At 62.0% G+C, this 26,093-nt stretch carries 24 protein-coding genes; 20 read left to right on the forward strand and 4 right to left on the reverse strand.

Annotation, left to right across the window (positions count from 1 at the left end; genetic code table 11):
- Window positions 1–19: 19 nt before the first annotated feature.
- Genes hisB through coaA form a run of 9 tightly spaced genes read left to right on the forward strand, consistent with a single transcriptional unit; the run spans window position 20 to window position 5,452 of the window.
- Window positions 20–628: an imidazoleglycerol-phosphate dehydratase HisB gene (hisB, locus tag GR197_RS27825; protein WP_164015466.1), complete on the forward strand. Its 609-nt coding sequence runs from the start codon at window positions 20–22 to the stop codon at window positions 626–628.
- 22 nt (window positions 629–650) lie between these two features.
- Window positions 651–1,136 carry a DUF2628 domain-containing protein gene (locus GR197_RS27830; RefSeq protein ID WP_164015468.1) on the forward strand — a complete coding sequence of 162 codons (486 nt, stop codon included), beginning with the start codon at window positions 651–653 and terminating at the stop codon, window positions 1,134–1,136.
- Between the two features lie 2 nt (window positions 1,137–1,138).
- The gene (hisH, locus tag GR197_RS27835) at window positions 1,139–1,789 is read left to right on the forward strand and encodes an imidazole glycerol phosphate synthase subunit HisH (protein ID WP_164015470.1); all 651 of its coding nucleotides are present in this window, start codon (window positions 1,139–1,141) and stop codon (window positions 1,787–1,789) included.
- A 52-nt stretch (window positions 1,790–1,841) separates the two neighbouring features.
- Window positions 1,842–2,024, forward strand: a complete 183-nt coding sequence (locus GR197_RS27840) for a hypothetical protein (RefSeq protein WP_164015472.1) — start codon at window positions 1,842–1,844, stop codon at window positions 2,022–2,024.
- A complete protein-coding gene (locus tag GR197_RS27845) occupies window positions 2,021–2,578 on the forward strand; it encodes a hypothetical protein (RefSeq protein WP_164015474.1) in 558 nt (185 codons plus the stop codon). Before GR197_RS27840 ends, GR197_RS27845 begins: the two co-directional genes overlap by 4 nt.
- 6 nt (window positions 2,579–2,584) lie before the next feature.
- Complete coding sequence (gene hisA, locus GR197_RS27850) at window positions 2,585–3,331, forward strand: 1-(5-phosphoribosyl)-5-[(5-phosphoribosylamino)methylideneamino]imidazole-4-carboxamide isomerase (RefSeq protein WP_164015476.1); 747 nt, start codon at window positions 2,585–2,587, stop codon at window positions 3,329–3,331.
- Complete coding sequence (gene hisF, locus GR197_RS27855; protein ID WP_164015478.1) at window positions 3,331–4,119, forward strand: imidazole glycerol phosphate synthase subunit HisF; 789 nt, start codon at window positions 3,331–3,333, stop codon at window positions 4,117–4,119. The genes hisA and hisF overlap by 1 nt, the downstream gene beginning before the upstream one ends.
- 17 nt (window positions 4,120–4,136) lie before the next feature.
- A complete protein-coding gene (locus GR197_RS27860; protein WP_164015480.1) occupies window positions 4,137–4,460 on the forward strand; it encodes a phosphoribosyl-ATP diphosphatase in 324 nt (107 codons plus the stop codon).
- A complete protein-coding gene (gene coaA, locus GR197_RS27865) occupies window positions 4,457–5,452 on the forward strand; it encodes a type I pantothenate kinase (RefSeq protein WP_164015482.1) in 996 nt (331 codons plus the stop codon). Before GR197_RS27860 ends, coaA begins: the two co-directional genes overlap by 4 nt.
- Before the next feature lie 21 nt (window positions 5,453–5,473).
- On the opposite strand, the gene GR197_RS27870 is transcribed toward coaA, so the two are convergent.
- From GR197_RS27870 to GR197_RS27885, 4 genes are all read right to left on the reverse strand, one after another.
- A complete protein-coding gene (locus GR197_RS27870) occupies window positions 5,474–6,091 on the reverse strand; it encodes an alpha-ketoglutarate-dependent dioxygenase AlkB family protein (RefSeq protein ID WP_164015484.1) in 618 nt (205 codons plus the stop codon).
- Between the two features lies 1 nt (window position 6,092).
- Complete coding sequence (gene arfB, locus GR197_RS27875; RefSeq protein WP_164015486.1) at window positions 6,093–6,536, reverse strand: alternative ribosome rescue aminoacyl-tRNA hydrolase ArfB; 444 nt, start codon at window positions 6,534–6,536, stop codon at window positions 6,093–6,095.
- Between the two features lie 110 nt (window positions 6,537–6,646).
- Window positions 6,647–8,257, reverse strand: coding sequence for a phosphoenolpyruvate carboxykinase (locus GR197_RS27880; RefSeq protein ID WP_164015488.1), 1,611 nt, complete (start codon window positions 8,255–8,257; stop codon window positions 6,647–6,649).
- A gap of 103 nt (window positions 8,258–8,360) precedes the next feature.
- Window positions 8,361–8,516 carry a hypothetical protein gene (locus tag GR197_RS27885; RefSeq protein WP_164015489.1) on the reverse strand — a complete coding sequence of 52 codons (156 nt, stop codon included), beginning with the start codon at window positions 8,514–8,516 and terminating at the stop codon, window positions 8,361–8,363.
- 76 nt (window positions 8,517–8,592) lie between these two features.
- On the opposite strand from GR197_RS27885, the gene GR197_RS27890 reads away from it, so the two are divergent.
- The 11 genes from GR197_RS27890 to addA all read left to right on the forward strand — a co-directional run bounded on the left by GR197_RS27890 (window position 8,593) and on the right by addA (window position 26,029).
- Window positions 8,593–9,327: a response regulator transcription factor gene (locus tag GR197_RS27890; RefSeq protein WP_007632058.1), complete on the forward strand. Its 735-nt coding sequence runs from the start codon at window positions 8,593–8,595 to the stop codon at window positions 9,325–9,327.
- Between the two features lie 165 nt (window positions 9,328–9,492).
- A complete protein-coding gene (locus GR197_RS27895) occupies window positions 9,493–11,283 on the forward strand; it encodes a sensor histidine kinase (protein WP_164015491.1) in 1,791 nt (596 codons plus the stop codon).
- Window positions 11,280–11,729, forward strand: coding sequence for an HPr kinase/phosphorylase (locus GR197_RS27900; RefSeq protein WP_164015493.1), 450 nt, complete (start codon window positions 11,280–11,282; stop codon window positions 11,727–11,729). The genes GR197_RS27895 and GR197_RS27900 overlap by 4 nt, the downstream gene beginning before the upstream one ends.
- Window positions 11,730–11,879: 150 nt before the next feature.
- Complete coding sequence (locus GR197_RS27905; protein ID WP_003544139.1) at window positions 11,880–12,281, forward strand: PTS sugar transporter subunit IIA; 402 nt, start codon at window positions 11,880–11,882, stop codon at window positions 12,279–12,281.
- A 9-nt stretch (window positions 12,282–12,290) separates the two neighbouring features.
- Window positions 12,291–12,566 (forward strand): HPr family phosphocarrier protein, encoded by a 276-nt coding sequence (locus tag GR197_RS27910; protein WP_164015495.1) that lies wholly within the window; start codon window positions 12,291–12,293, stop codon window positions 12,564–12,566.
- A gap of 278 nt (window positions 12,567–12,844) precedes the next feature.
- Window positions 12,845–14,245: an adenosylhomocysteinase gene (ahcY, locus tag GR197_RS27915; RefSeq protein WP_164015497.1), complete on the forward strand. Its 1,401-nt coding sequence runs from the start codon at window positions 12,845–12,847 to the stop codon at window positions 14,243–14,245.
- Window positions 14,246–14,448: 203 nt separating this feature from the next.
- Window positions 14,449–17,034 (forward strand): sensor histidine kinase, encoded by a 2,586-nt coding sequence (locus tag GR197_RS27920; protein ID WP_164015499.1) that lies wholly within the window; start codon window positions 14,449–14,451, stop codon window positions 17,032–17,034.
- Entirely contained in the window at window positions 17,031–18,542 is a 1,512-nt protein-coding gene (gene tsaE, locus GR197_RS27925) for a tRNA (adenosine(37)-N6)-threonylcarbamoyltransferase complex ATPase subunit type 1 TsaE (RefSeq protein WP_164015501.1), read from the forward strand. Before GR197_RS27920 ends, tsaE begins: the two co-directional genes overlap by 4 nt.
- A 13-nt stretch (window positions 18,543–18,555) precedes the next feature.
- Window positions 18,556–19,287: a nucleotidyltransferase family protein gene (locus tag GR197_RS27930; protein ID WP_164015503.1), complete on the forward strand. Its 732-nt coding sequence runs from the start codon at window positions 18,556–18,558 to the stop codon at window positions 19,285–19,287.
- Window positions 19,288–19,290: 3 nt separating this feature from the next.
- Window positions 19,291–22,485: a double-strand break repair protein AddB gene (gene addB, locus GR197_RS27935; protein WP_164015505.1), complete on the forward strand. Its 3,195-nt coding sequence runs from the start codon at window positions 19,291–19,293 to the stop codon at window positions 22,483–22,485.
- Window positions 22,478–26,029, forward strand: coding sequence for a double-strand break repair helicase AddA (gene addA / locus GR197_RS27940; protein WP_164015507.1), 3,552 nt, complete (start codon window positions 22,478–22,480; stop codon window positions 26,027–26,029). Before addB ends, addA begins: the two co-directional genes overlap by 8 nt.
- Window positions 26,030–26,093: the final 64 nt, after the last annotated feature.

Here is a 26,093-nt window from a genome sequence, read left to right on the forward strand (position 1 = left end):
TATTCCGATGGAGGGCCATATGGCCGAGACCGCAACAAGCCGTACGGGCAGCGTTTCCCGCAAGACCAACGAAACCTCGATTTCCGTCTCCGTCAATCTCGACGGCACCGGCAAATCGAAGATTTCGACCGGCGTCGGCTTCTTCGACCATATGCTCGACCAGCTTTCGCGGCATTCCCTCATCGACATGGAGATCGAGGCCAAGGGCGACCTGCATATCGACGACCACCACACGGTCGAAGATACCGGCATCGCCATCGGCCAGGCGATCTCCAAGGCGCTCGGCGACCGGCGCGGCATCACGCGCTATGCTTCGATCGATCTCGCCATGGACGAGACGATGACCAAGGCCGCGGTCGATCTTTCCGGCCGGCCGTTCCTCGTCTGGAACGTTGCCTTCAGCGCCCCAAAGATCGGCACGTTCGACACCGAACTCGTGCGCGAATTCTTCCAGGCGCTTGCCCAGAATGCCGGCATCACCTTGCATATTCTCAATCATTATGGTGCCAACAACCACCATATTGCCGAGACGTGCTTCAAGGCCGTTGCCCGCGCATTGCGCACGGCGACAGAGATCGATCCGAGACAGGCGGGCCGTGTTCCCTCGACCAAGGGCACGCTCGTCTGAGCCCTTCAAGGGAGCGGCGACAATGACATCAAGCTATATTTTCCTGACACCGCCCGGCAGCGCGAGCGCCGCGGTCAACGAGACGCGAACCATCCGCGATGGCTTCACGCTGCTCGGCTTCTTCTTTCCCTGGCTGTGGCTGCTGGCCCATCGGCTTTGGCTGCCTGCGGCCGCGGCCTTTCTGCTGCAGGGCCTCGGTGGTGCGCTGATGGAAGAGCCGGGTCTCGGGCTGGCGGGAGCGGCCATGATGCTGGGCGTGAATGTGCTGGTCGGCCTCGAGGGTCAGAATTTGCGCATCCGCACGCTCGCCGCCAAAGGCTGGAACGAAGACGCACTGATATCAGCCGATACGATCGGCATTGCCGAGCAGGTCTATTTTTCAGACAGGCCGGCGACCGCAAACAGCGATGACACCGTGGCACCGGACTGGGACAACAAGACCCGGCCAAAAAGCCCACCTGGTCATGCCACATCGCTTGGTCTCTTTGGTTTTGATGGAGGACGCTGACGATGCGCGTCGCGATTATCGACTACGGCTCCGGTAACCTTCGCTCGGCGACCAAAGCGTTCGAGCGAGCCGCCCGCGAGGCAGGCATCGATGCGCATATCGATCTCACCGACAGGGCAGACGATGTTGCCGCGGCAGATCGTATCGTGCTTCCCGGCGTCGGCGCCTATGCCGATTGCCGGCGTGGCCTCGATGCCGTGCCCGGAATGGCCGAGGTGTTGATCGAGGCCGTCGAGAAGAAGGCGCGGCCGTTCCTCGGCATCTGCGTCGGCATGCAGCTGATGTCCTCGCGCGGCCTCGAGAAGACCGTAACGCACGGTTTCAACTGGATTTCCGGCGACGTCGTCGGGATGACGCCCGATGATCCGCAACTGAAGATCCCACAGATCGGCTGGAACACGCTCGACCTGAAGCGCGACCATCCACTCTTTGATGGCATCGCGACCGGCCCGGAAGGACTGCATGCCTATTTCGTGCACTCCTACCAGCTTGCCGCCGAAAACGACGACGACGTCATCGCGACCGTCGACTATGGCGGTGCGATGACTGCCGTCGTCGGGCGCGACAACATGGTGGGCGCCCAGTTTCACCCGGAAAAGAGCCAGAAGCTCGGGCTGGCGCTGATCACCAATTTCCTGCGCTGGAATCCGTGATACCTCCGCCTTATTTCCCCTTTAAGGAAACGGCGGAACAGGAGTGCGCTCGATGCCGGCTTCGCGGAAATCAGGCAAGGTAATCTACACATTGCGGCCTTCCAGAGAGGGCCTGCCTGCTTTTTCTGATATCAAGCTTCCCGGCGGCACGATCATTCGCCGTGTCGATGAGGCCCTTCACAGGAGGGCGCTTTCCAATGCGACCAAGGCGCTGAAAGAAAGGCTGGACCGATGATCCACGAATTCCTAGCCGGCAACGAAAATTCGCAGCTGCGCGCCAACGGGATTAATGCCGGCGACCTCGCCGAGGCCGTGCTGGAATTCTATATCGAGGGCGAGGACGATCTGATCGGCCTGCTAGCCTACGCCCTCTACGAGCGGCAGAAGCGCGATTTCGTTGTCAGCCATCGCAAGCGCAACGCCGGCCGTTCTCCCAATGAGGCCGAGCTTGCCGCCGTCACCGGCAATTATCTCTCGGCCGACCTGCGCAATACGCTGCGCGACCGGGCCTCGCAGATTCTTTCGAGCTATGCCGAAACCTATGTGGAGGCGATGGAGCCGGAAATCCGCTTCGCCGCCGTCAACAGCCAGGCGCTGCGAGAAATGCGTGACATCGAAAAATCGATGAAGCGGCGCCTCGGCTTCTGGCGCCAGGTCCGTGCCGGCTTTACCGTCGCCCTGCTGCTGCTTCTGCTTTTCGGCGCGGCCACCTTTGCCGCTGTCTTTTTCCACTCGGATATCGTAGATGCGTGGAATGCGCTGATGGTACCGCCCACTCTACGGACGTAAGACGACATGATCCTTTTTCCCGCAATCGATCTGAAGGGCGGCCAATGCGTCCGCCTGAAGCTCGGCGACATGCAGCAGGCGACGGTCTACAACACCGATCCGGCCGCCCAGGCGAAATCCTTCGAAGACCAGGGTTTTGAATGGCTGCATGTGGTCGATCTCGACGGCGCTTTTGCGGGACATTCGGCCAATGGCGATGCCGTCGAGGCGATCCTGAAGGCGACGAAAAATCCGGTGCAGCTCGGCGGCGGCATCCGCACGCTCGACCATATCGAAGCCTGGCTGTCGCGCGGGCTGCGGCGCGTCATTCTCGGTACCGTTGCCGTCAGAAATCCTGATCTGGTCATCGAGGCCTGCCGGAAATTCCCGGGCCATGTCGCTGTCGGCATCGATGCCAAGGGTGGCAAGGTCGCCGTCGAGGGCTGGGCTGAAGCTTCCAAACTTGGTATCATCGAGCTCGCCAGGAAATTCGAGGGCGCCGGTGTCGCCGCGATCATCTACACCGATATCGACCGGGATGGCATCCTTGCCGGCATCAACTGGAGTTCGACGCTGGAACTTGCCGACGCCGTCTCCATTCCGGTCATCGCCTCCGGCGGCCTTGCCTCTCTCGATGACGTCAGGCGCATGCTGGAGCCGGATGCGCAGAAGCTCGAAGGGGCAATTTCAGGCCGGGCGCTTTATGACGGCCGTATCGACCCCGCGGAAGCACTGGCGCTGATCAAGGCCAGTAGGGCAAAGGAGACTGCGTAGTGACCCTCAAGGCCCGTGTCATCCCCTGCCTCGACGTCAAGGACGGCCGCGTCGTCAAGGGCGTCAACTTTCTCAATCTCGTCGATGCCGGCGATCCGGTCGAAGCGGCGAAGGCCTATGATGCGGCCGGCGCCGACGAACTTTGCTTTCTCGACATCACTGCGTCCTCGGACAATCGCGAGACGATCTTCGATGTCGTATCGCGCACGGCCGACCAATGCTTTATGCCGCTGACGGTCGGCGGCGGGGTGCGCACCATCGCCGATATCCGCAAGCTCTTACTGTGCGGCGCCGACAAGGTCTCGATCAATTCGGCAGCCGTCAGCAATCCCGACTTCGTCGCTGAAGCGGCCGACAAGTTCGGCGACCAATGCATCGTCGTTTCGATCGACGCCAAGCGCAGGCGTAGCCAAGCGGTCGGCGGCGACAATCTCAGCGCCTGGGAAATCTATACACATGGCGGCCGCAACGCGACCGGCCTCGACGCCGTCGAATTCGCTCAGAAGATGGTAGAGCGCGGCGCCGGCGAGCTGCTGGTCACCTCGATGGACCGCGACGGCACCAAGGTCGGCTATGATCTGGAACTGACGCGGGCGATCGCCGATGCGGTGCGTGTGCCGGTCATCGCGTCGGGCGGCGTCGGCGACCTCGACGATCTCGTCGCCGGGGTGAAGGAAGGTCATGCCAACGCGGTGCTCGCCGCCTCAATCTTCCACTTCGGCACCTATACCGTCGGCGAGGCGAAACACTATATGTCGAAGTGCGGCATCGACATGCGTCTCGACTGAACCTTGAAAGCGGACATATGAGCGGATTTTCCCTTTCCGATCTCGAAAGCATCGTCGCAGAGCGGTCGAAAGTTTCGCCGGAGCAATCCTGGACAGCGAAGCTCGTGGCCGCCGGTCAACCGAAAGCGGCAAAGAAGCTCGGCGAAGAGGCGATCGAGGCCGTGATGGCGGCGGTGACCGGCGACCGCGACAATCTGACCTATGAAGCCGCCGATGTGCTCTATCACCTATTGGTCGTATTGAAGATTGCTGAAATACCGTTAGAAAATGTCATGGCCGAACTCGAGCGCAGAACCGCGCAGTCCGGCCTCAAGGAAAAGGCCGGCCGGCAGAGTTCATGAGTATCGCGACTGAGATCATCGGGGTGCCGGAAACGTTGGATCATTTCCAGTCGGACTCCTATTCGCCCTACCACTTCTTCTCTTCCGAACAATGGGCGAAATTCCGCGCCGATACGCCGTTGACGCTGACCAGCGACGAGGTCAAACGGCTGCGTTCGATGGGCGATCCGATCGATCTCGACGAGGTCCGGCGGATCTATCTGTCGCTGTCGCGGCTGCTGTCGGCGCATGTCGAATCTTCGCAGATGCTGTTCGAACAGCGCAACCGCTTCCTCAGCCTGTCCGATGTGACGAAGACGCCCTTCGTCATCGGCATCGCCGGCTCGGTCGCCGTGGGAAAATCGACCACGGCCCGTATCCTCAAGGAACTCCTGAGACGCTGGCCTTCCAGCCCCAAAGTCGATCTCGTTACGACCGACGGCTTCCTCCATCCGAACGCCGTGCTGCAGCGGAAAAAGCTGATGCAGCGCAAGGGTTTTCCGGAGAGTTACGACACGGCGGCGATCCTGCGCTTTCTCTCGGCGATCAAAGCCGGGCAGCCGGATGTGAAGGCGCCCAGCTATTCGCACCTCGTCTACGACGTGCTGCCGGACGAATACAAGATCGTCGACCGGCCCGACATCCTGATCTTCGAGGGCATCAACGTATTGCAATCGCGCGACCTGCCGGCCGGCGGCAAGATCGTGCCGATGGTCTCCGACTTCTTCGACTTCTCGATCTATATCGATGCCGCGGAAGACCAGATCCACAACTGGTATGTCGCCCGTTTCATGCGGCTGCGCGAGACCGCCTTCCGCGATCCGAACTCTTATTTCCATCGCTACGCCTCGATCAGCGACGCGGAAGCGCTCGAAATCGCCGGGGATTTGTGGGCGAACATAAACCTGAAAAACCTGCGGCAGAACATTCTGCCGACGCGGCCGCGTGCCGATCTCATCCTGAAAAAGGGCAAGGATCATCTGATCGAACAGGTCGCGCTGCGGAAACTATAGCAGGCGATTCTATTCCGGCGATCAGTCTTGGGGATTGACGCGGCGCAGCGTCAGATTGATACGGCCGCCATTCTTCAGCAGCGTCGAGGTCGCCGGATGAATGCGGTCGACGCCGTGGAAACACAGTCTCCCCTCCCCGCCCAGAACCACCAGATCGCCGCTTGAAAGCTTGAAGGATAGCGTGCGATCATTGCGGTTGACGCCACCGACGCGGAACAGGCAGCTGTTGCCGAGCGAGATCGACACGACCGGCGCCTGCAAATCCCTCTCGTCCTTGTCCTGATGCAGGCCCATGCGCGCGTCGTCGGCGTAAAAATTCACCAGACAGGCTTCGGGCGGCTTGTCGTAGCCGGCAACATCATTCCAGATATCGAGCAACTCCTGCGGCATATCAGGCCAAAGCCTGCCGGTTGCCGGATGCGTCGGCTGGTAGCGATAGCCACGCTCCTTGTCGGTCACCCAGCCGAGTGGCCCGCAATTGGTCATGCGCACCGACATCGGCTTGCCCGTGCCGGGCATGACGGGCACATAAAGCGGCGCCTCGGTGACAATCGTGCGGATCACCTCGACCAATGCCTCCTGACGCGCCCGGTCGAGGTAGCCGGGGAGATGGCGAATGCCGCTCAAGAGCCCCGGCATGTCATTCGCCTCCGCTGCCGCCAGGGCGGCCCCGCATTTTCTTGACTTCCGAGCGGCCGGATTTTTCCTTCAGGCGGCGCTCGACCGAACCCTTGGTCGGCCTGGTCTTTTTGCGCGGCGGCGGCGGCGGCTTGGCGGCCTCCAGAATCAGATCCTTCAGCCGTTCGCGTGCATCCTCGCGGTTGCGGTCCTGGCTGCGAAACCGGCTCGCCTCGATCATCAGCACGCCTTCCTTCGAAAGGCGGCGGCCGGCGAGTTTGACCGCATTGGTTTTGACGCGATCGTTGAGGGACGGCGAATTCAGAATATTGAAGAACAGCTGGACCGCGGTCGAAACCTTGTTGACGTTCTGCCCGCCGGGACCGCCCGCCAGAACGAACTGTTCCGTCAGCTCCCATCCGGCGATGGTGATTCTGTCGTCGATATAAAGTGCGTCGCTGGCCATACGCCGTTCTATCTCACATCGGCAGCCAGTTGAAAATATCGGCTGCAATCAAAGAAAACCCGGCAATCCTGCGATGCCGGGTTTCACGTGAGTCAGAGATTTTGTTGTTCTTACTCGGCGGCGACCTTTACGCCCGGAGCCGCATCGCGGACGCCACCGTCGACGTGACCTTCGAACTTGGCGAAGTTGGCGATGAACATCGAGACCAGCTTTCCGGCCTGCACGTCATAGGCCGATTTGTCGGCCCAGGTCGAGCGCGGGTCGAGAATGCTGCCGTCGACGCCATTGACGGAGACCGGCACGGCGAAGCCGAAGTTGGTATCCGCACGGAACTCCACCTGGCCGAGTTCGCCGGTGAGAGCCGCGGCGAGAAGCGCGCGCGTCGCCTTGATCGGCATGCGCTTGCCGGTGCCATAGGCGCCGCCGGTCCAGCCGGTATTCACCAGCCAGCACTGGACGCCATGGCGGCCGATCAATTCCTTGAGCAGATTGCCGTATTCGGCCGGATGCCGCGGCATGAACGGGGCTCCGAAGCAGGTGGAGAAGGTCGCTTCCGGCTCAACCACACCCTTTTCGGTGCCAGCCACCTTGGCGGTGTAGCCGGAGAGGAAGTGATACATCGCCTGATCGGGCGTCAAGCGGGCGATCGGCGGCATGACGCCGAAGGCATCGGCGGTCAGCATGATGATCGTCTTCGGATGCCCGGCCCGGCCGGTTTCCGAGGCGTTCGGGATGAAATTCATCGGATAGGCGCAACGGGTGTTCTCGGTCAGCGAGCCGTCATTGAAATCCGGCTCGCGGCCTTCGTTCAGAACGACGTTTTCGAGCACGGTCCCGAAGCGCTGGGTCGTGGCATAGATTTCCGGCTCGGCTTCGGCCGACAGGCGGATAGTTTTGGCGTAGCAGCCGCCTTCGAAGTTGAAGATGCCGTTTTCGCTCCAGCCGTGTTCGTCATCGCCGATCAGCGTGCGGGCCGGATCGGCCGACAGCGTCGTCTTGCCGGTGCCGGAAAGGCCGAAGAACACCGCCGCGTCACCGTCCGGACCGACATTGGCCGAGCAGTGCATCGGCATCACGCCCTTGGCCGGCAGCAGGTAGTTGAGAACGGTGAAGACCGATTTCTTCATTTCGCCGGCATAGGAAGTACCGCCGATGAGGACGAGACCGTTGGTCAGATCGCAGGCAATCACCGTTTCCGAACGGCAGCCGTGGCGGGACGGATCGGCCTTGAAGCTCGGCAGATCGATGATCGTCAGCTTCGGCGCGAAGCCGGGCAGCGCTGCGGCATCAGGGCGGATCAGCAGATTGCGGATGAACAGCGAATGCCAAGCAAATTCGGTGACGACGCGGGTCGGCAGCGCATGACCTTCCTCGGCACCGCCGACGAGATCCTGGACGAACAGGTCCTTGCCGGCGGCATGCGCCAGCATATCCTCACGCAGCAGCGCGAAATGTTCCGGCGAGAGCGGCTTATTGTTGTCCCACCAGATTTCGCCATCGGTATTGCTGTCGCGAACGACGAACTTGTCGCGCGGCGAACGGCCGGTGTGCTGGCCGGTGATAGCGCGCAGCGCACCCTGAGCAGTCAGTTCGGCTTCGCCCCGGCGGATCGCTTCTTCATAGAGCGCGGCGGCGGAAAAGTTGTAGCGAACGCTGGCTGCGCCGCCCAATCCAACCGTTGCCAGCTCTGTTGCCGGGTTATGAACTCCGAACATTTCCATGGCTAATTCCCTTCGCTCAGGCTCGATGCCGTTAAACTAAGCGCGAAAATACGGGCAGGATTTTTAAAACACAAGACGCTAAATTTGATAAAATGTAGTAATATCAGATATTTAATCGATTTAAATTTATTGCTTCTATTTTAAATCGTTTTAAATACCGCGTTGAAACATTTTGCCGCACTACTCCAGATTGCTGGAGAATTTCACGACAATCTTTCCCTTTATCTTTGCCACAATTTGTTCCACCTTTATCCTCCATAAGCGCATCCGGTCACTGAGACCGCCTGGGGAGAGCAAATCCGGGAGATTGCGCACTGATGACGGAGACCAACACCATGCCGACAATCGCGCTCGTTGATGACGACCGCAACATCCTCACCTCCGTGTCGATCGCGCTGGAGGCCGAAGGATACAAGGTCGAGACTTATACGGATGGAGCTTCGGCGCTCGACGGCCTTCTGGCGCGGCCACCGCAGCTGGCGATCTTCGACATCAAGATGCCGCGCATGGACGGCATGGAATTGCTGCGCCGTCTGCGGCAGAAGTCGGATATTCCCGTGATCTTCCTCACCTCCAAGGATGAGGAGATCGATGAACTCTTCGGCCTGAAGATGGGCGCCGACGACTTCATCACCAAGCCCTTTTCGCAGCGCCTGCTGGTCGAGCGCGTCCGCGCCGTGTTGCGCCGCGCCTCAAGCCGTGAAGCCGCCGCCGCCGGCACCAGCCCCGCCGGCGCGCCGAAGAACGGCGCTGTGCAGCAGGCCCGCTCGCTGGAGCGCGGGCAGCTGGTCATGGACCAGGAACGCCATACCTGCACCTGGAAGGGTGAGGCCGTAACCCTGACGGTCACCGAATTCCTGATCCTGCATTCGCTGGCGCAGCGCCCCGGCGTCGTCAAAAGCCGCGACGCGCTGATGGACGCCGCCTATGACGAACAGGTCTATGTCGACGACCGGACCATCGACAGCCACATCAAGCGGCTGCGCAAGAAATTCAAGATGGTCGACAACGACTTTGATATGATTGAAACGCTCTACGGAGTGGGATACCGCTTCCGCGAAGCGGCCTGAGCCCACGCGGCGCAGCGCGACTGCATAATTCCCTAGAGTGAGTTATGCAGCAGTTTAAAGTGTTACAGCCTCCTTTGCGCGTCTTTAAACGACGCGCGGCGCTGTCGGAATGGTTGAGGGCTGCGGGCCGATTTATCTGGCCCCGCCCTTCGAAAGGGCCTGTCGTTGGCACAGTTGGTGCAGGAAAGGGATCTCGACGATGCGGAGGGCGTGACCACCCGTCGCGTCAAAGGCCGCCGTTGGTCGCATCCCTTCACGCTGATCCGCCGTATCTTCGGCAATGCCGTGTTTTCGAGCCTGACGCGACGCATCCTGTTCTTCAATCTCGTCGCGCTGGTCGTGCTTGTCTGCGGTATCCTCTACCTCAACCAATTTCGCGAGGGACTGATCGACGCCCGCGCCGAGAGCCTGTTGACGCAGGGCGAAATCATCGCCGGCGCCATTTCGGCTTCCGCATCGGTCGATACCAACTCGATCACCATCGATCCGCAGAAGCTGCTGGAGCTGCAGGCCGGCCAGAGCATCACCCCGGTGCCGAACGACGAGGACCTCGAATTCCCGATCGATCCGGAGAAGGTCGCGCCGGTTCTGCGCCGGCTGATCTCTCCGACGCGCACACGCGCCCGCATCTTCGATGCCGACGCCAACCTGCTGCTCGATTCGCGCCATCTTTATTCGCGCGGCCAGGTGCTGCGTTTTGACCTGCCGCCGGTTGAAGAGGAGAAGCAGACCTGGAGCGAATGGTTCGCGACCCTGTTCAACAAGGCGCTGCAGCCCGGCAACCTGCCGCTCTACAAGGAAGCGCCGGGCGGTGACGGCTCGATCTATCCAGAGGTGATGAATGCACTCACCGGCGTACGCGGCGCCGTCGTGCGCACGACCGAAAAAGGTGAGCTCATCGTTTCCGTCGCCGTGCCGATCCAGCGTTTCCGTGCCGTGCTCGGGGTGCTGCTGCTGTCGACACAGGCCGGCGACATCGACAATATCGTTCATGCCGAGCGGCTTGCGATCATGCGCGTCTTCGGCGTCGCGACGCTTGTCAACGTGCTGCTTTCGCTGGTGCTCTCGTCGACGATCGCCAATCCGCTGCGCCGCCTTTCGGCCGCCGCCATCCGGGTGCGGCGCGGGGCCAAGGCGCGCGAGGAAATTCCCGACTTCTCCGCCCGCCAGGATGAAATCGGCAATCTTTCCATTGCATTGCGCGAGATGACGACAGCGCTCTACGACCGCATCGATGCGATCGAGAGTTTCGCGGCCGATGTCAGCCACGAGCTCAAGAACCCGCTGACTTCGCTGCGCAGCGCGGTGGAAACGCTGCCCCTTGCCAAATCCGACGATTCCAAGAAGCGGCTGATGGACGTCATCCAGCACGATGTCCGCCGCCTCGACCGGCTGATCAGCGATATCTCCGACGCCTCCCGCCTCGATGCCGAACTCGCTCGTGTCGATGCCGGTTCCGTCGACATGGAGGTGCTGTTGCGCGACCTCATCGAGGTTTCACGCCAGGTCAGGAGCACCAAGAAGCAGGTGGAGATCGAATATGCGATCGAACGCAAGCCGAACGTCAAGACGCGCTTCGTCGTCAACGGCCACGATCTGCGCATCGGCCAGATCATCGCCAACCTGATCGAGAACGCCCGCTCCTTCGTGCCGGAAAAGGGTGGCAAGATTACCGTGCGGCTGGTACGGACACGGTCACGCTGCGTCACCACGATCGAAGACAACGGTCCCGGCATCCAGGCGGAAAATATCGACCGCATCTTCGAGCGCTTCTATACGGATCGACCGGAATCGGAAGGTTTCGGACAGAATTCGGGGCTCGGCCTGTCGATCAGCCGCCAGATCGCCGAAGCCCATGGCGGCTCGCTGAGAGCAGAGAACATCACCGATGCCGAAGGCGGACAGGTGCTGGGTGCCCGCTTTATCCTCGCTTTGCCTGTCGGCGCCGCCGCATGACGACGGCTCCGAACATCCATGCGACGGCGATCATCGTCGGCAGAACGGGGCTGCTGTTCAGCGGACCTTCCGGCTGGGGAAAATCGATGCTGGCCTTCACCTGCATGACCGAGGCACGACGGCTCGGCCTGTTCACGGCGCTGGTTGCCGACGACCAGGTTCTTTTGTTTAAAGAGGCCGGCACGGTGATCGCGGCATGTCCGCCCTCGATTGCCGGGCTGATCGAACTTCGCGGCACCGGCATCGTCCAGCAGGATCACATTCCACGGGCGCCGATGCACTACGCCGTGCTTCCGGGCAGCGCCAGTGGTGAAGATCGCGTGCCCCCCGAAGGCGAAATCGTTAGCCTCGCGGCCGGTTTTTCGCTTCCCGCATTGCGGTTGCTCACTGGCGTTTCGTCACCCCTTGCAATCCTGATGGCGAAAGCAGCCGATATCGGGCATTGAAGCCTTCCGGATTGATCAATCTGCCTTATATATTCGCATTTTTATCTTGCACTTCGGCTTTTCATGGCCAAGATGTGCCCCCACCGGTGGACGTAATTGCTGCATTGCGATATTGGGGCCACCGTTGGCGTATATGGGAGCAGTAATATCATGATCGGACTTGTGCTTGTCACTCATGGCAAGCTGGCTGAAGAGTTTCGTCATGCTGTCGAGCACGTCGTCGGTCCTCAGAAATTCATCGAGACGGTCTGCATTGGCCCCGAAGACGACATGGATCAAAGACGGCAGGACATTCTCGAAGCTGTTTCCGGTGCCGATGATGGCCATGGCGTCGTCATTCTGACCGACATGTTCGGAGGCACGCCGTCCAATCTTGCCATTTCAGTCATGAGCAGCGGCCATACCGAGGTCATTGCCGGCGTCAACCTGCCGATGCTGATCAAGCTCGCCGGCGTGCGTGGCGAGAACAACATGGAGAAGGCGCTGGTGGAGGCTTCCGAAGCCGGGCGGAAATATATCAATGTCGCGAGCCGCGTGCTCAGCGGAAAATAACGGCCCTCCATGACATCGCTCTCCCGAGAACTCCTGATCATCAACAAGCGCGGTCTCCACGCCCGCGCCTCGGCCAAATTCGTGCAAATGGTCGAGACCTTCGATGCCGCCATCACCGTTTCCAAGGACGGAATGACGGTCGGCGGCACCTCTATCATGGGCCTGATGATGCTTGCGGCCAGCCCCGGCTCGAGCGTCGTCGTCTCGGCAAGCGGCAGCCAGGCCGAGCAAGCGCTGGAGGCCCTGGACCAACTGATCCAGAACCGGTTCGGCGAAGAGATGTGATCGCCAACAGCGATCATATAAACATATAAAGACTTCTTTATATCCTTATTGCCTTCGCATCCGAAGCCTGCTAAACGGCGGATATGCCGTGCGCTAAGGTGCGGTGCATCGAACTTGCTTCATGCGGACGCGCTTTAGCTCTCTGTCCTTGTGCATGTCGTTATCCCGGAGCCGCTGCACACGTCCGGGCGATATACATGAACACACGGCCCATCCGTCGCGCGGCTATCTTCGCGCCTGCACCAATTTTTGAGACGTTTTTCAGCCTGGAGACCCCTATGAGCACTGAAAAAGATTATGTCGTCGCCGATCTCGGGCTTGCGGATTTCGGCCGCAAGGAAATTACGATCGCCGAAACCGAAATGCCGGGGCTGATGTCCTGCCGCACCGAATTCGGCCAGGCAAAGCCGCTGAAGGGCGCGCGCATCACCGGCTCGCTGCACATGACCATCCAGACAGCCGTGCTCATCGAGACGCTGGTGGCGCTCGGCGCCGAAGTCCGCTGGGCCTCGTGCAACATCTTCTCGACGCAGGATCATGCCGCTGCCGCGATCGCCGCCGCCGGCGTGCCTGTCTTCGCCATTAAGGGCGAGTCGCTCGAGGATTACTGGGTCTACACCGACAAGATCTTCCAGTGGGCCGATGGCGGCCTTTCCAACATGATCCTCGATGACGGCGGCGACGCCACCATGTACATCCTGCTCGGCGCCCGCGCCGAAGCCGGTGAAGATGTGCTGTCGCATCCGCATTCCGAGGAAGAAGAAATCCTCTTCGCGCAGATCAAGAAGCGCCTTGCCGCATCGCCTGGCTGGTTCACCAAGCAGCGCGACGCGATCAAGGGCGTCACCGAGGAAACAACGACCGGCGTCAACCGCCTCTATCAGCTCAGCCAGAAGGGCCTGCTGCCCTTCCCGGCGATCAACGTCAACGACTCGGTCACCAAATCGAAGTTCGACAACAAATACGGCTGCAAGGAATCGCTGGTCGACGGCATCCGCCGCGGCACCGACGTGATGATGGCCGGCAAGGTTGCCGTGGTCTGCGGCTACGGCGACGTCGGCAAGGGTTCTGCCGCTTCGCTTTCCGGCGCCGGCGCCCGCGTCAAGGTGACCGAAGCCGATCCGATCTGCGCATTGCAGGCTGCAATGGACGGTTATGAAGTCGTGCTGCTCGAGGACGTCGTTTCCTCTGCCGATCTCTTCATCACCACCACGGGCAACAAGGACGTCATCCGCATCGACCACATGCGTCAGATGAAGGACATGGCGATCGTCGGCAATATCGGCCACTTCGACAACGAAATCGAAGTTGCAGCACTTCGCAATCTCAAGTGGACCAACGTCAAGCCGCAGGTCGACCTGATCGAATTCCCCAAGGGCAATCGCATCATCCTTCTTTCCGAAGGCCGCCTGCTCAACCTTGGCAACGCCACGGGCCACCCGTCCTTCGTGATGTCGGCTTCCTTCACCAACCAGACACTGGCGCAGATCGAGCTCTTCACCAAGCCCGGCCAGTATTCCAACCAGGTCTATATCCTGCCGAAGCATCTCGATGAGAAGGTCGCACGCCTGCATCTCGACAAGCTCGGCGTGAAGCTCACCGAGCTTTCCGAGGAACAGGCTGCCTATATCGGCGTCTCGCCCAAGGGTCCGTTCAAGGCCGACCACTACAGATATTGATCTTATCGTTAATATCCACAAGATGTAGAAGCCGCGGCATTGACAAGTGCCGCGGCTTATTTTTTGGGCGCTCCCTTCCCGCCGATTCCCATCCGAAGTATTGTTTTAAGACTTGATTCGGGACGCCGGACCCTGTCCGGCCGCCCCGAAAATGGGATGTCTTGTCGTAATGCGGCACATTGAAGGACGGAGACATACCGCGGATGTCGGAAAGAAAAAGCAGCCTGCCCGGTCAGGCGGATGACGGCGTTCGCGCCGGTCGCCGCCCGCTGATGGCGGGCCAAAAGCACAAATCTGCAGCGGCACACGAGGCCGCCAAGCAAGAGCATGGATCATTGGCGCGCTTCCTGAAGGCTTGCGCGGCCGGCACGGCGCTGGCGGCGCTGGCGCAGCCGGTTCTGGCACAGACGGAGCAGCGGGCGGCAGCTTCGGCTCACCTCTTCACATCCTCGCAGGTCGTCGGCGTTTCCGTCGTCATCGGCGTCATATCGGCAGCACTGCTTTCGACGCTGTGGCTGGTGCGCCAGCGCGGCAATCTGGAAAGCGAGAGCCGGGAAATCCGCTCGGCGCTCTCCGATGCCCAGCAGCGCATTTCGCAATACCAGGCGTTGATCGCCGACAAGAATCGGCGGATCGTCATCTGGGACGGTAATGCGCGCCCCGAACTGCTCGGCCAGCTTCCGCCCGAAACCGGCGCACCGCAGGACGGCGAATTCCTGGCCTTCGGCCTCTGGCTGAAGTCCCGCTCGGCCTCCGAGCTGGAAAAGGCCATCGACTGCTTACGCGACGGAGCGCAGAGTTTCGACATGGTGGTCGAAACCATCCGCGACGAAATCCTCGAGGCGCAAGGCCGGGTGTCCGGCGGGCGCGCCTTCGTCCGTTTCGTGGCGCTCAACAATCTACGCGCCGAGCTGGCAGAGATCAGGATCGAGCGCGACCGGCTGATGACCTCGATCTCGGCCTTCCAGACCATGCTCGACGCGATCGACATGCCGGCCTGGCAACGCGACCCGGCGGGCCGTCTCACCTGGGTCAACCAGGCTTATGGCGAGGCAGTCGAAGCGCGATCGCCGCAGCAGGCGATCAATGAAGGCCGCGAAATGCTGACCACCGTGGCGCGCGAACGCATTCGCGCGACGACGACGCCGGAATCGCCCTTCCACGACACGATCTCGACGGTCGTGCGCGGCAACCGCACATTCTTCGACGTCGTCGACGTCAGGCTGCCCAGCGGCTCGGCCGGTATCGCGATCGACGTGTCCGACATCGAGGCGGTGCGTGCCGAGCTGGAACGGACGCTGAAGAGCCACGCCGAAACCCTCGACCATCTCGCCACGCCCGTTGCCATCTTCGACGGCGACCGCCGCCTGCAATTCTACAACCAGGCTTTCGTCGCGCTCTGGGAGCTGGATATCGCCTTCCTCGAAGGCCGGCCGGACAATAGCGAGCTGCTCGAGCGGCTACGGGCTGCCAAGAAGCTGCCGGACCAGCTCAACTGGAAAAGCTGGAAGGAAGCAGCCCTTTCGGTCTATCGCGCGCTCGACACCCAATCCGATCTCTGGCACCTGCCGAACGGACAGACATTGCGCGTCTTCGCGACTGCCCATCCGCAGGGGGGCGCCACCTGGGTATTCGAAAACCTGACCGAGCAGGTCGATCTCGAAACGCGCTACAACACGCTGGTCAAGGTGCAGGGCGAAACGATCGACCATCTTTCCGAAGGTGTGGCGGTGTTCGGCCCGGATGGACGCATCCGTCTGTCAAACCCGGCCTTCCGCGCACTCTGGGGGATCACCGAAACCGAAGCCAAGCCGGGCACCCATATCCGCGGACTGGGCGAGGCCTGCGCGCCGTCCTATGACCGGCCGGACGGCTGGAAGGCGTTCGCGGAACTGATCACCAGCTTCGACGACGAACGCCGCTCGGGCCAGGGAACGCTGGAACTCTTCTCCGGGCTCGTGCTCGACTATGCCGTCATCCCGCTGCCGAATGCGCAGACCATGCTGACCTTCGTCAATATGACGGACAGCGTGCGGGCCGAGCGGGCGCTGACCGAGAAGAACGAAGCGCTGCGCAAGGCCGACGAGCTGAAGAACGACTTCGTCCAGCATGTGTCCTACGAGCTGCGCTCGCCGCTGACCAATATCATCGGCTTCACCGATCTTCTGCGCACGCAGGGCGTCGGGCCGCTGAACGAACGGCAGGCCGAATATATCGACCACATCTCGACCTCGTCCTCCGTTCTGTTGACGCTCGTCAACGATATTCTCGACCTTGCGACCGTCGATGCCGGCATCATGCGCCTCAACTATGCCGATATTGATCTCAACGACCTGCTCGACGACGTCTCGATGCAGATCGCCGATCGCCTGCACGAAAGCGGCGTCGCGCTCGAAATCACCGCGCCGGCCTACCTCGGCTCGATCGTCGCCGATCCGCAGCGGCTGAAGCAGATCCTGCTGAAGCTGCTTTCCAATGCGGCGAATTTTTCGCCGGAAGGCACCTCGATCGCGCTTGAGTGCCATCGCGAAGGCACGGATTTCGTTTTCTCCGTCAGCGATCGCGGCCCCGGCATCTCGCCTGACATGATCGCCACTGTCTTCGACCGCTTTGCGACGGGTGCGAAAAGCGGCAAACGCGGCGGCGCCGGTCTCGGCCTGTCGATCGTCGACAGCTTCGTCAGTCTGCATCACGGCGACGTGACGATCGACAGCGAGCCGGGCAAGGGCACAACCGTCGTCTGCCGTATCCCCTCGATCAATGTCCCGCATACCGCGGCCGCCGAATGACGACCAGCGATACCATCTCGCTTTTCCTGAAAGACGAGGCGGATACATCTCGACTGGGCGAAGACCTGGCGTTGGCCTTGAAGGCCGGCGATTGCCTCGCCCTTTCCGGCGATCTCGGCGCGGGGAAATCCTCGCTGGCACGGGCGATCCTGCGCGCCATCGCCGACGACGAGGAGCTCGAGGTCCCGAGCCCGACCTTCACCCTGGTGCAATCCTACGATCTGCGCTTGCCCGTTTCACACTTCGATCTCTACCGGCTCGGCCATCCCGGCGAACTGACCGAACTCGGCTTCGACGAGGCTTTGGAGAACGGCATCTGTCTCGTCGAATGGCCTGAGATGGCCGATGGCGAACTGCCGGCCGAGCGCATCACGCTGCGGCTCGCACATGAAGGCAGCGGCCGCCGGGCAACGATCGATGCCGCCGGCGCACAGGCCTTGCGCATCCATCGTGTCCTGGCGATCCGCGATTTCCTCGACAAAGCCGGCTATCCCGAGGTTAAGCGCCGCTTCCTGACCGGCGATGCGTCGTTGCGCGCCTATGAAGCGATCTATCCGAACGCTGCTCCGCGAAAAATACTGATGGATTGGCGCCCGCATCCCGAGGGACCGCCGGTCTATGACGGCAAGCCCTATCCCAAGGTCGCGCATCTGGCGCAAAACGCCTATCCTTTCGTTGCGATTGCCGATGCCTTGCGCGAGCGGGGTTTTGCGACGCCGGAGATTTATAAGGTCGATTATGAGCAGGGCATCCTGCTGATCGAGGATCTCGGCACCGAAGGCGTGCTCGATGACGACGGGCGGCCGATCGCCGAACGTTACCGGCAAAGCGTCGCCTGCCTCGCCCATCTTCATTCCATGCAGATTCCGCAGGATATCCCGGTTTCGACAGCGCATACGCATCACATTCCGGACTTCGATCGCATGGCGATGAAGATGGAAGTGCAGCTTGTGCTCGATTGGCATATTGCCTGGAAGCGCGGGACGCCGCCCACAGATGCCGAACGTGCGGAGTATCTGGCGATCTGGGACTCGCTGATCGACGCGCTCGCGACAGCTGAGAAAAACCTGCTCCTGCGCGACTTCCATTCGCCGAACATCATCTGGCGCGAAGAGGAAAGCGGTATCGGCAAGGTCGGCATCATCGATTTCCAGGACGCGATGATCGGCCCGACCGCCTATGATCTCGCCTCCATCGTCCAGGATGCACGGGTGACGATCGAACCGGATCTCTTCCGGCAGTTGATGGACGATTATCTCAGCCTTCGCCGGGCGCAAGGCGGCTTCGACGAAGCCGGATTCATGAAGGCCTGGGCGATCATGTCGGCGCAGCGCAATTGCAAGCTTGCCGGCCTTTGGGTGCGGCTGCTGCAGCGCGACGGCAAGCCCGGCTATCTCAAACATATGCTCCGAACACTCACCTATCTCCAGGTCGCACTTGAGCACGAATCGCTTGCCCCCTTGCGCGATTGGTGCGCAAGGGCTGGAATAGGCCAAAGCGAATCATAAGTTCCGGATCAGCATGAGCATCAGACAAGCCATGGTACTGGCCGCGGGTCTCGGGACCCGTATGCGCCCGATCACCGAGACGATCCCGAAGCCGCTGGTGAAAATCGACGGCAAGCCGATGATCGACTACACGCTGGATTCGCTGGTGGCGGCCGGCATCGAACGAGCCGCCGTCAACGTTCATCACCACGCCGACCAGATGCTCGATCATCTGAAGAATTATCCTGGCCTCGACATCGTCATCTCCGACGAGCGGGAGGCGCTGATGAACTCCGGTGGCGGACTGGCGAAGGGGCTGAGGCTGCTGACCCGCGACGATATCTTCGTCATGAATGCCGACCTGTTCTGGATCGGCGAACAGCCGGGGCGGCCGACAAACCTGCAACGCTTAGCCGGATTCTTCGATGCCGAGCGCATGGACATGGCGCTGCTCTGTGTGATGATCGAGGATACGACGGGGCACAACGGCAAGAACGATTTCAGCCTCGCAGCCGATGGCCGGCTGACGCGTTATCGCGACGATCCGTCCAATCCCGTCGTTTACGCCGGAGCGATCGCCATGAACCCGTCGCTGTTCGACGACGCGCCGCAGGATGCCTTCAACCTCAATATCTATTTCGACAAGGCGATCGCACGCGGCCGACTTTTTGGCGTGGTGCTCGACGGCCACTGGCTGACAGTGGGAACGCCGGAGGCGATCGGCGAGGCGGAGGAAACGATCCGTCGGTTGCGGGCGTTTGCGTGAGATATGGCGGAGCGGCACCAGCCACGTATTCTGACGATCCCGGCAGGCCTCTCCTTCCTGAAAACGCTGGCGACGACGCTTTGCGACGGCCGGCTGACGCCGCGCTTCCGGCATGAGGCGGATGATCCGCTGTCGCTCGCCAAGGTGACGATCTATCTGCCGACGCGGCGCGCCGTGCGCGTGCTGCGTTCGGAATTCGTCGACCTGCTCGGCGGCCGCTCGGCGATCCTGCCGGTCATCCGTCCTCTCGGCGAAACCGATGACGACAGCGGCTATTTCGACGAGGCGCTGCCGGCGACGATCGATCTCGCCCAGCCGCTGTCGAATACCGCCCGCCTGCTGGAACTGGCGCGTCTGATCCTCGCCTGGCGAAACAAACTGCCGGAGATCGTCCGCCACATTCATTCGGATTCGCCGCTGGTGGCACCGGCAAGCCCGGCGGATGCGATCTGGCTCGCCCGCAACCTCGCGGAACTGATCGATTCCATCGAAACCGAAGACCTCGACTGGTCGGAACTGTCGAAACTCGACACCGGCGACTATGCCGCCTGGTGGCAGCTGACGGCGGAGTTTCTGCAGATCGCCAGCGCCTTCTGGCCGGAGCGGCTTTCCGAAGTCGGCAAATCCTCGCCGGCGCGGCACCGAAACGCCATCCTGCGGGCCGAAGCGACAAGGCTTTCCGCGACGAAACCGATTGGGCCGATCATCATTGCCGGTTCGACGGGTTCGGTCCCCGCCACCGCCGATCTCATCGCCGCCGTCGCCAATCTGCCCGAGGGTGTGATTGTGCTTCCGGGTCTCGATCTCTCCATGCCGGAGAAACACTGGCAGATGGTGGCGCCGGAACCGGCACCCGGCCAACATGCCAACCCTGCAAGCCGGAGCCATCCGCAGTATGGCCTGTCGTTGCTGCTCAAGCGGCTGAAGCTGACGCGTGCCGCCGTGACCCTTCTTGAACGGCCTGCGGCCGATCTTGAGCGGCGCGCCGAAATCCTGTCCCGGGCGCTCGTCCCCGCGGAGGCCACCAGCGATTGGGGCGCCTGGAAGAGCGACCTGCCCGAGGGCAGCCTGTCTTCCTCCTTCGCCGATGTTTCGCTGATCGAAGCCGCCAATGAACGCGAGGAAGCCACCGCGATTGCAATTGCGCTGCGGCTGGCCCTGGAAAAGCCGGGGCAGGACGGCGAAAGCCGGGCGGCCCTCATCACCCCGGACCGCAATCTCGCCCGCCGGGTGATGGCGGAACTGTCCCGCTTCGGCATCCTCGCCGACGATTCGGCCGGCACACCGCTTGCCGCCATGCCGCAGGGCACGCTGCTGCAATTGCTGCTGGAGGCAGCGCTACGCCCCGGCGATCCGGTGGCGATCGTCTCGCTGCTCAAACATCCGCTGGCCCGTTTCGGCCTGGAACGCGACGCATTGATTTCCGCTACCGAGGCGCTCGAGCTGCTGGCACTGCGCGGCGGTGTGGCGGAGGTCAATATCAGCAGGCTCGAGCCGTTGCTGACCCAGCAGCTTGCCGAACAGGCACAGGATAGGCACGCGCCGCAATGGCGAAAGGCGCTTTCGCCCGACGCTGCCGATGCCGCGTACGATCTTGCCCGGCGGGTCACACAAGCGACCGAGCCGCTGGCTTCGGCCTTGATCCGGCACCGGCCGGAAGATCGCGGAAGGATGGTAAGCTTCACTTTGTCCGAATGGGCGGAGCGTACCGGTCGTTCGCTCGAAGCAGTCGCGGCCGATCCGCGCGGCAATCTCGCCGATCTCTGGTCTGGTGAAGCGGGAGATGCGCTCGCAGCCCTGCTCGGCGAGGTCATCGGTACGGACGGCCAGATGGAAGCCGACGGGCCGCAATGGATCGACATCATGGCAGCGCTTGCCGCCGGTCATGCGGTGAAGCCACGGGCACTCAGTCATCCTCGCCTCTTCATCTTCGGCACACTGGAAGCCCGCCTGCAGAGCGTCGATACGCTGATCCTCGGCGGCCTGAACGAGGGCACCTGGCCAGGGCAGACCGCCAACAATCCCTTCATTCCGCGTATGATGAAGACCGAGATCGGCCTCGAGCCGCCGGAACGGCGTATCGGCCAGCTGGCGCATGACTTCGAGATGGCGAACGGCACGCGCCATCTGATCTATTCGCGCGCGCTGCGCCAAGGCTCGACACCGACGGTCGCCTCTCGTTGGCTGCAGCGGCTGCTGGCGCTCGCCGGAGAGGCGTTCGAAGCGGAATTGAAGGGACGTGGCAACCGGTTCCTGCAATGGGCCGGCCTGATCGATCGCGGAGAAGCCCAGGTACCAGCACAGCGACCCTCGCCGAAGCCACCGCTGGCACTGCAGCCGAAATCCTATTCCTTCAGCGAAGTCGGGCGGCTGCGCCGGGATCCCTATGCCATCTATGCCCGCCGCATCCTGCGCCTCGATCCCGTCGATACGTTCAACCGCGATCCAGGAGCGGCCGAACGCGGAACGCTCTACCACAAGATCATCGACCGGTTCATTCGCGAAGCCCATGTCGCCGGCACCCCGGATGCGGCAGCGGCGATGGAGCGCATCCTTTCCGAGCTTTTCGACATGGAGCAGCTACCGCCGCATATCGATGCCGTGTGGCGGCCACGCTTCCGCGCGGTATCCCGTGCCTTCCTCGAATGGGAAACCGGACGGCGGCCCGGCATCCGCAAAACGCTGACCGAGGTGCGTGGCGGCTTCGAATTGGAGCCGATCAACATCCGCCTTAACGGCGTTGCCGACCGGATCGACATCAGCGGACCGAATGCCGCCGATATCATCGACTATAAAACCGGCTACAATCCGTCGCCGGCGCAGGCCCGCGTGCTTCTCGATCCGCAGCTTGCGCTCGAAGCGGCAGCCTTGAGCGCCGGCGCCTTCCGTGATGCCGGCAGTCTCGTGCCGCAGGACCTGCTCTATGTCCGCCTGCGGCCGGGACGCCGTTTTCAGGTCGACACCGTCAACAACGAGAGTTCGGCGCGCAGCGACAAGGCGAAATCGGCGATGGATCTCGCCGAGGAATCGATCGACCAGCTGGTCAAGTTCGTCGGATTGCTGCAGTCCGGCGAGAAAGGCTTCACCTCGCGGCTCATCCCGGCGCAGCAATTCGATTTCGGCGGCGACTATGATCACCTCGCCCGCGTCTCCGAATGGTCGACAGCCGAAACCGAGGAAGGCGGCAGCGATGAGTGATGTAACGCCTCTTCCCAACGACGATGATCCCGGCGCCTGGATCGGCTGGACGACGATCCAGCAGGCGATTGCCTCGGATCCTCTGCGTTCGGCATGGGTCTCTGCCAATGCCGGCTCCGGCAAGACGCATGTGCTGACACAGCGCGTCATCCGTCTTCTGCTGGCCGGGGCGCGGCCTTCCGCCATTTTATGCCTGACCTATACCAAGGCTGCAGCTTCCGAAATGTCGAACCGCGTCTTCGAACGGCTGGCGGACTGGGTGGTGCTTGACGATGAGGACCTTAGCCGGCGGATCACCCAGATCGAGGGGACGGCTCCCGATGGACTGAAGCTTGCCGAGGCGCGCCGGCTGTTTGCGAAGGCGCTAGAGACACCCGGCGGGCTGAAGATCCAGACGATCCATGCCTTTTGCGAGGCGCTGCTGCACCAGTTTCCACTGGAGGCCAACGTCGCCGGGCATTTCTCGGTTCTCGACGACCGCGCGGCGGTGGCGCTGCTTTCCGATGCGCGCCGGGCGCTGCTGACGGCAACCGCGCCTGAGGGAGACAGCACACTGGCCGAGGCGTTCGCCTATGTGCTCGATCTCGGGGACGAATCCGGACTGGAGAACCTGCTCGGCGACATCGTCGCCCATCGCAACGCCATCCGCCGTTTCACGGCAACCGCCGAACGGCAGGGCGGCGTGGAGAGGGTCCTGCGCGAAAGGCTTGGCCTTGCCGCCGGCGACACGGAAAGCCGGGTCGCGGCGCAATATTGGCCGTTGCCGGAGCTTTCGGGCGGCATGCTGGAGCTTTATCTGTCGCTTGCCGACCAGAAAGGCGGCGCGAAGGCGCAGGAGGTTGCCTATGGCCTCAGGCTTGCCGGGCGGGAGCGCGATGACGCAAGGCGCGCTGATTTTCTCGAGAAAATCTTTCTGACAGCCAAGGGCGAGCCCAAGGCGGACTCGCAATTCACGGTCAAGGCGATGCTGGCCGACGCACCGCAGCTGGCGGGCGCCATCGCCGCTGCCCGCGCCCATGTCGCCGAAAGCCGCGACCGGCTGAAACTGATGCGAATGTACGGCGCCACACATGCAGCGCTCGTGCTCGCCGGGCGGCTTAATCACGACTACGAGGAATTGAAAAAGCAGCGCAGCCAGCTCGATTTCGAGGATCTGATCACCCGCAGCGCCGACCTGCTGACGAAAAGCGGCGTCGGCCCCTGGATCCACTACAAGCTCGATCGCGGCATCGACCATATCCTCGTCGACGAGGCGCAGGATACCAGCCCGATCCAATGGAGCGTCATCCAATCGCTTGCCGAGGATTTCTTCTCCGGCGAAAGCGCCCGGCCGATCGTGCGCACGCTGTTTGCCGTCGGCGACGAGAAACAGTCGATCTATTCCTTTCAAGGAGCGCGGCCTGAGCGTTTTTCGGAGGAAAGCGACCGAACGCGGCGGCGGGTTTCCGACAGCGGGCAGAGCTTTTCCTCCGTCCGGCTGCCGCTTTCCTTCCGCTCGACCGCCGATGTGCTTGAGGCCGTCGACCATATTTTCCGGGAACCAAACAATGCGCGCGGCCTCAGCGCTCTCGGCGAACCGGTGGTGCATCGCTCCAGCCGCATCGGACATCCCGGCGCCGTCGATCTCTGGGAGATGGTCGCGCCGGAAGCGGTGGTAAAGGAGGAGGACTGGACGGCGCCTTTCGACGCGACGCCGGAAAGCGCGCCGGCTGCAATCCTGGCGCGGCGGATCGCCCATTCGATCGGCACACTGGTCGGCCGCGAGACGATCGTCGACAAAGGCAAGGAGCGCCTGATCGAAGCCGGCGACATCCTCGTGCTGGTGCGCAAGCGCGACGCCTTCGTCAATGCGTTGACGCGCGCGTTGAAGCGCCGCGGCGACATTCCGGTCGCCGGCGCCGACAGACTGGTGCTGACTAGTCATATCGCCGTGCAGGATCTGCTGGCGCTCGGCCGTTTCCTGCTGCTGCCGGAAGACGATCTTTCGCTCGCCGCCGTGCTCAAGAGCCCGCTGTTTAATCTTTCCGAAGACGACATCTTTGCGATTGCCGCGCTGCGCGGCGATAATGAGAGCGTCTGGCACCATCTCAAAAGCTTCGCCGCCGATGGCACCGAGCGTTTCAGCGCAGCCGTCGAGAGGCTTGAATTGTTCCTTCGTCAATCCAGGAGCCTGTCGGTCCACGATTTTTATGCGCGTGTGCTCGGCAGCCATGGTGGGCGGCGGCAATTCCTTGCCCGGCTCGGCACCGAGGTCAGCGATATCCTCGACGAATTCCTGACCTTCACCCTCGACCACGAGAACTCCGGTCTCCCCGGGCTGCAGTCCTTCATCTCGACGCTGGAGCTCGAAGCCCCCGTGGTCAAGCGCGAGCAGGACAAGGGGCGCAATGAAGTGCGGATCATGACGGTGCATGCCTCCAAGGGTCTTGAGGCACCGATCGTTTTCCTCGTCGACGGCGGTTCGAAGGCTTTTACCCATACTCATCTGCCGAAGCTCCGCCTGATCGAGACCGACGCCGACGAGCCGCCGATGCCCGTCTGGGTTCCTGTCTCCGATCTCGCCAATTCGCTGACCCAAGACGATGCCGCGCGGATCCAGATGCTGGCGGAGGAAGAATATCGCCGATTGCTCTATGTCGCCATGACGCGCGCCGCCGACCGGCTGGTCGTCTGCGGCTATCGCGGCGTGCGTGTGAACAACGACACCTGGCATCTGATGATTTCGACGGCACTGCGCGACGATCATCCGCTGGTGGAGACGACCACATTTTCCAGTCCCGATGGGGAATGGCCGGGTATCAAATGGCGCGTGCCGCGGGTGAAACGACGCTTCGAACGCACCGACCGCAGCCAGGAGCGCGACAGCGAGGAGAGGCTGCCGGATGGTCTGTTGCGACCGTTGCCGCCGCAGGCAGGGCTGCCCCGGCCGCTCAGCCCCTCCGGCGCCGGGACGATCATCGATGAAGACGAGGGTGGTTTGCTCGTCGTTTCGCCACTGTTTAGCGAGAGGCAGCGCAGCGATCGTTCGATGGAGAAGGGCAGGCTCATCCACCGTATGCTGCAGGCGCTTCCGGAAATTCCGCCTGCCGAACGGCCTGATGCCGCAGGCCGCTATGCCGAACGAGCGGCGCGGTTCTGGCCGGAAGCCGAACGGCGCAAACTTGTCGATTCGGTTCTGAAACTATTGGACGAAGAGGGTCTGCAGTCCGTCCTCGGTGCGCAGGCCCAGCCCGAGGTCTCGATCATGGGAACGCTAACGCTCGAAGACAGGCGCTATACCGTCTCCGGCCGCATCGACCGGCTTGCCGTCCTTGCCGATCGCGTCGTCATTCTGGACTACAAGACCAATCGGGTGCCGCCGGCAACAGAGGAGGCTATCCCCTTCGCGCACCGGGCGCAGCTGGCGATCTATCGAGAGATCCTGGCGCCGCTCTATCCCGGCAAGCGTATCGATTGCATGCTTGTCTATACCGAGAACGCCTCGCTCTACACGCTGAGCGAAAAGGCGCTCGGTTTGGCGCTTGCAGCAGTCAAGACAAAGTGAAATACCGGACATTGAAAATTCGGCACCGCAGCATCACATGTGGTTCAACACCGAGACAAAGGAG

The organism is Rhizobium phaseoli (genome assembly GCF_010668805.1).
Classification (GTDB): domain Bacteria; phylum Pseudomonadota; class Alphaproteobacteria; order Rhizobiales; family Rhizobiaceae; genus Rhizobium; species Rhizobium phaseoli_A.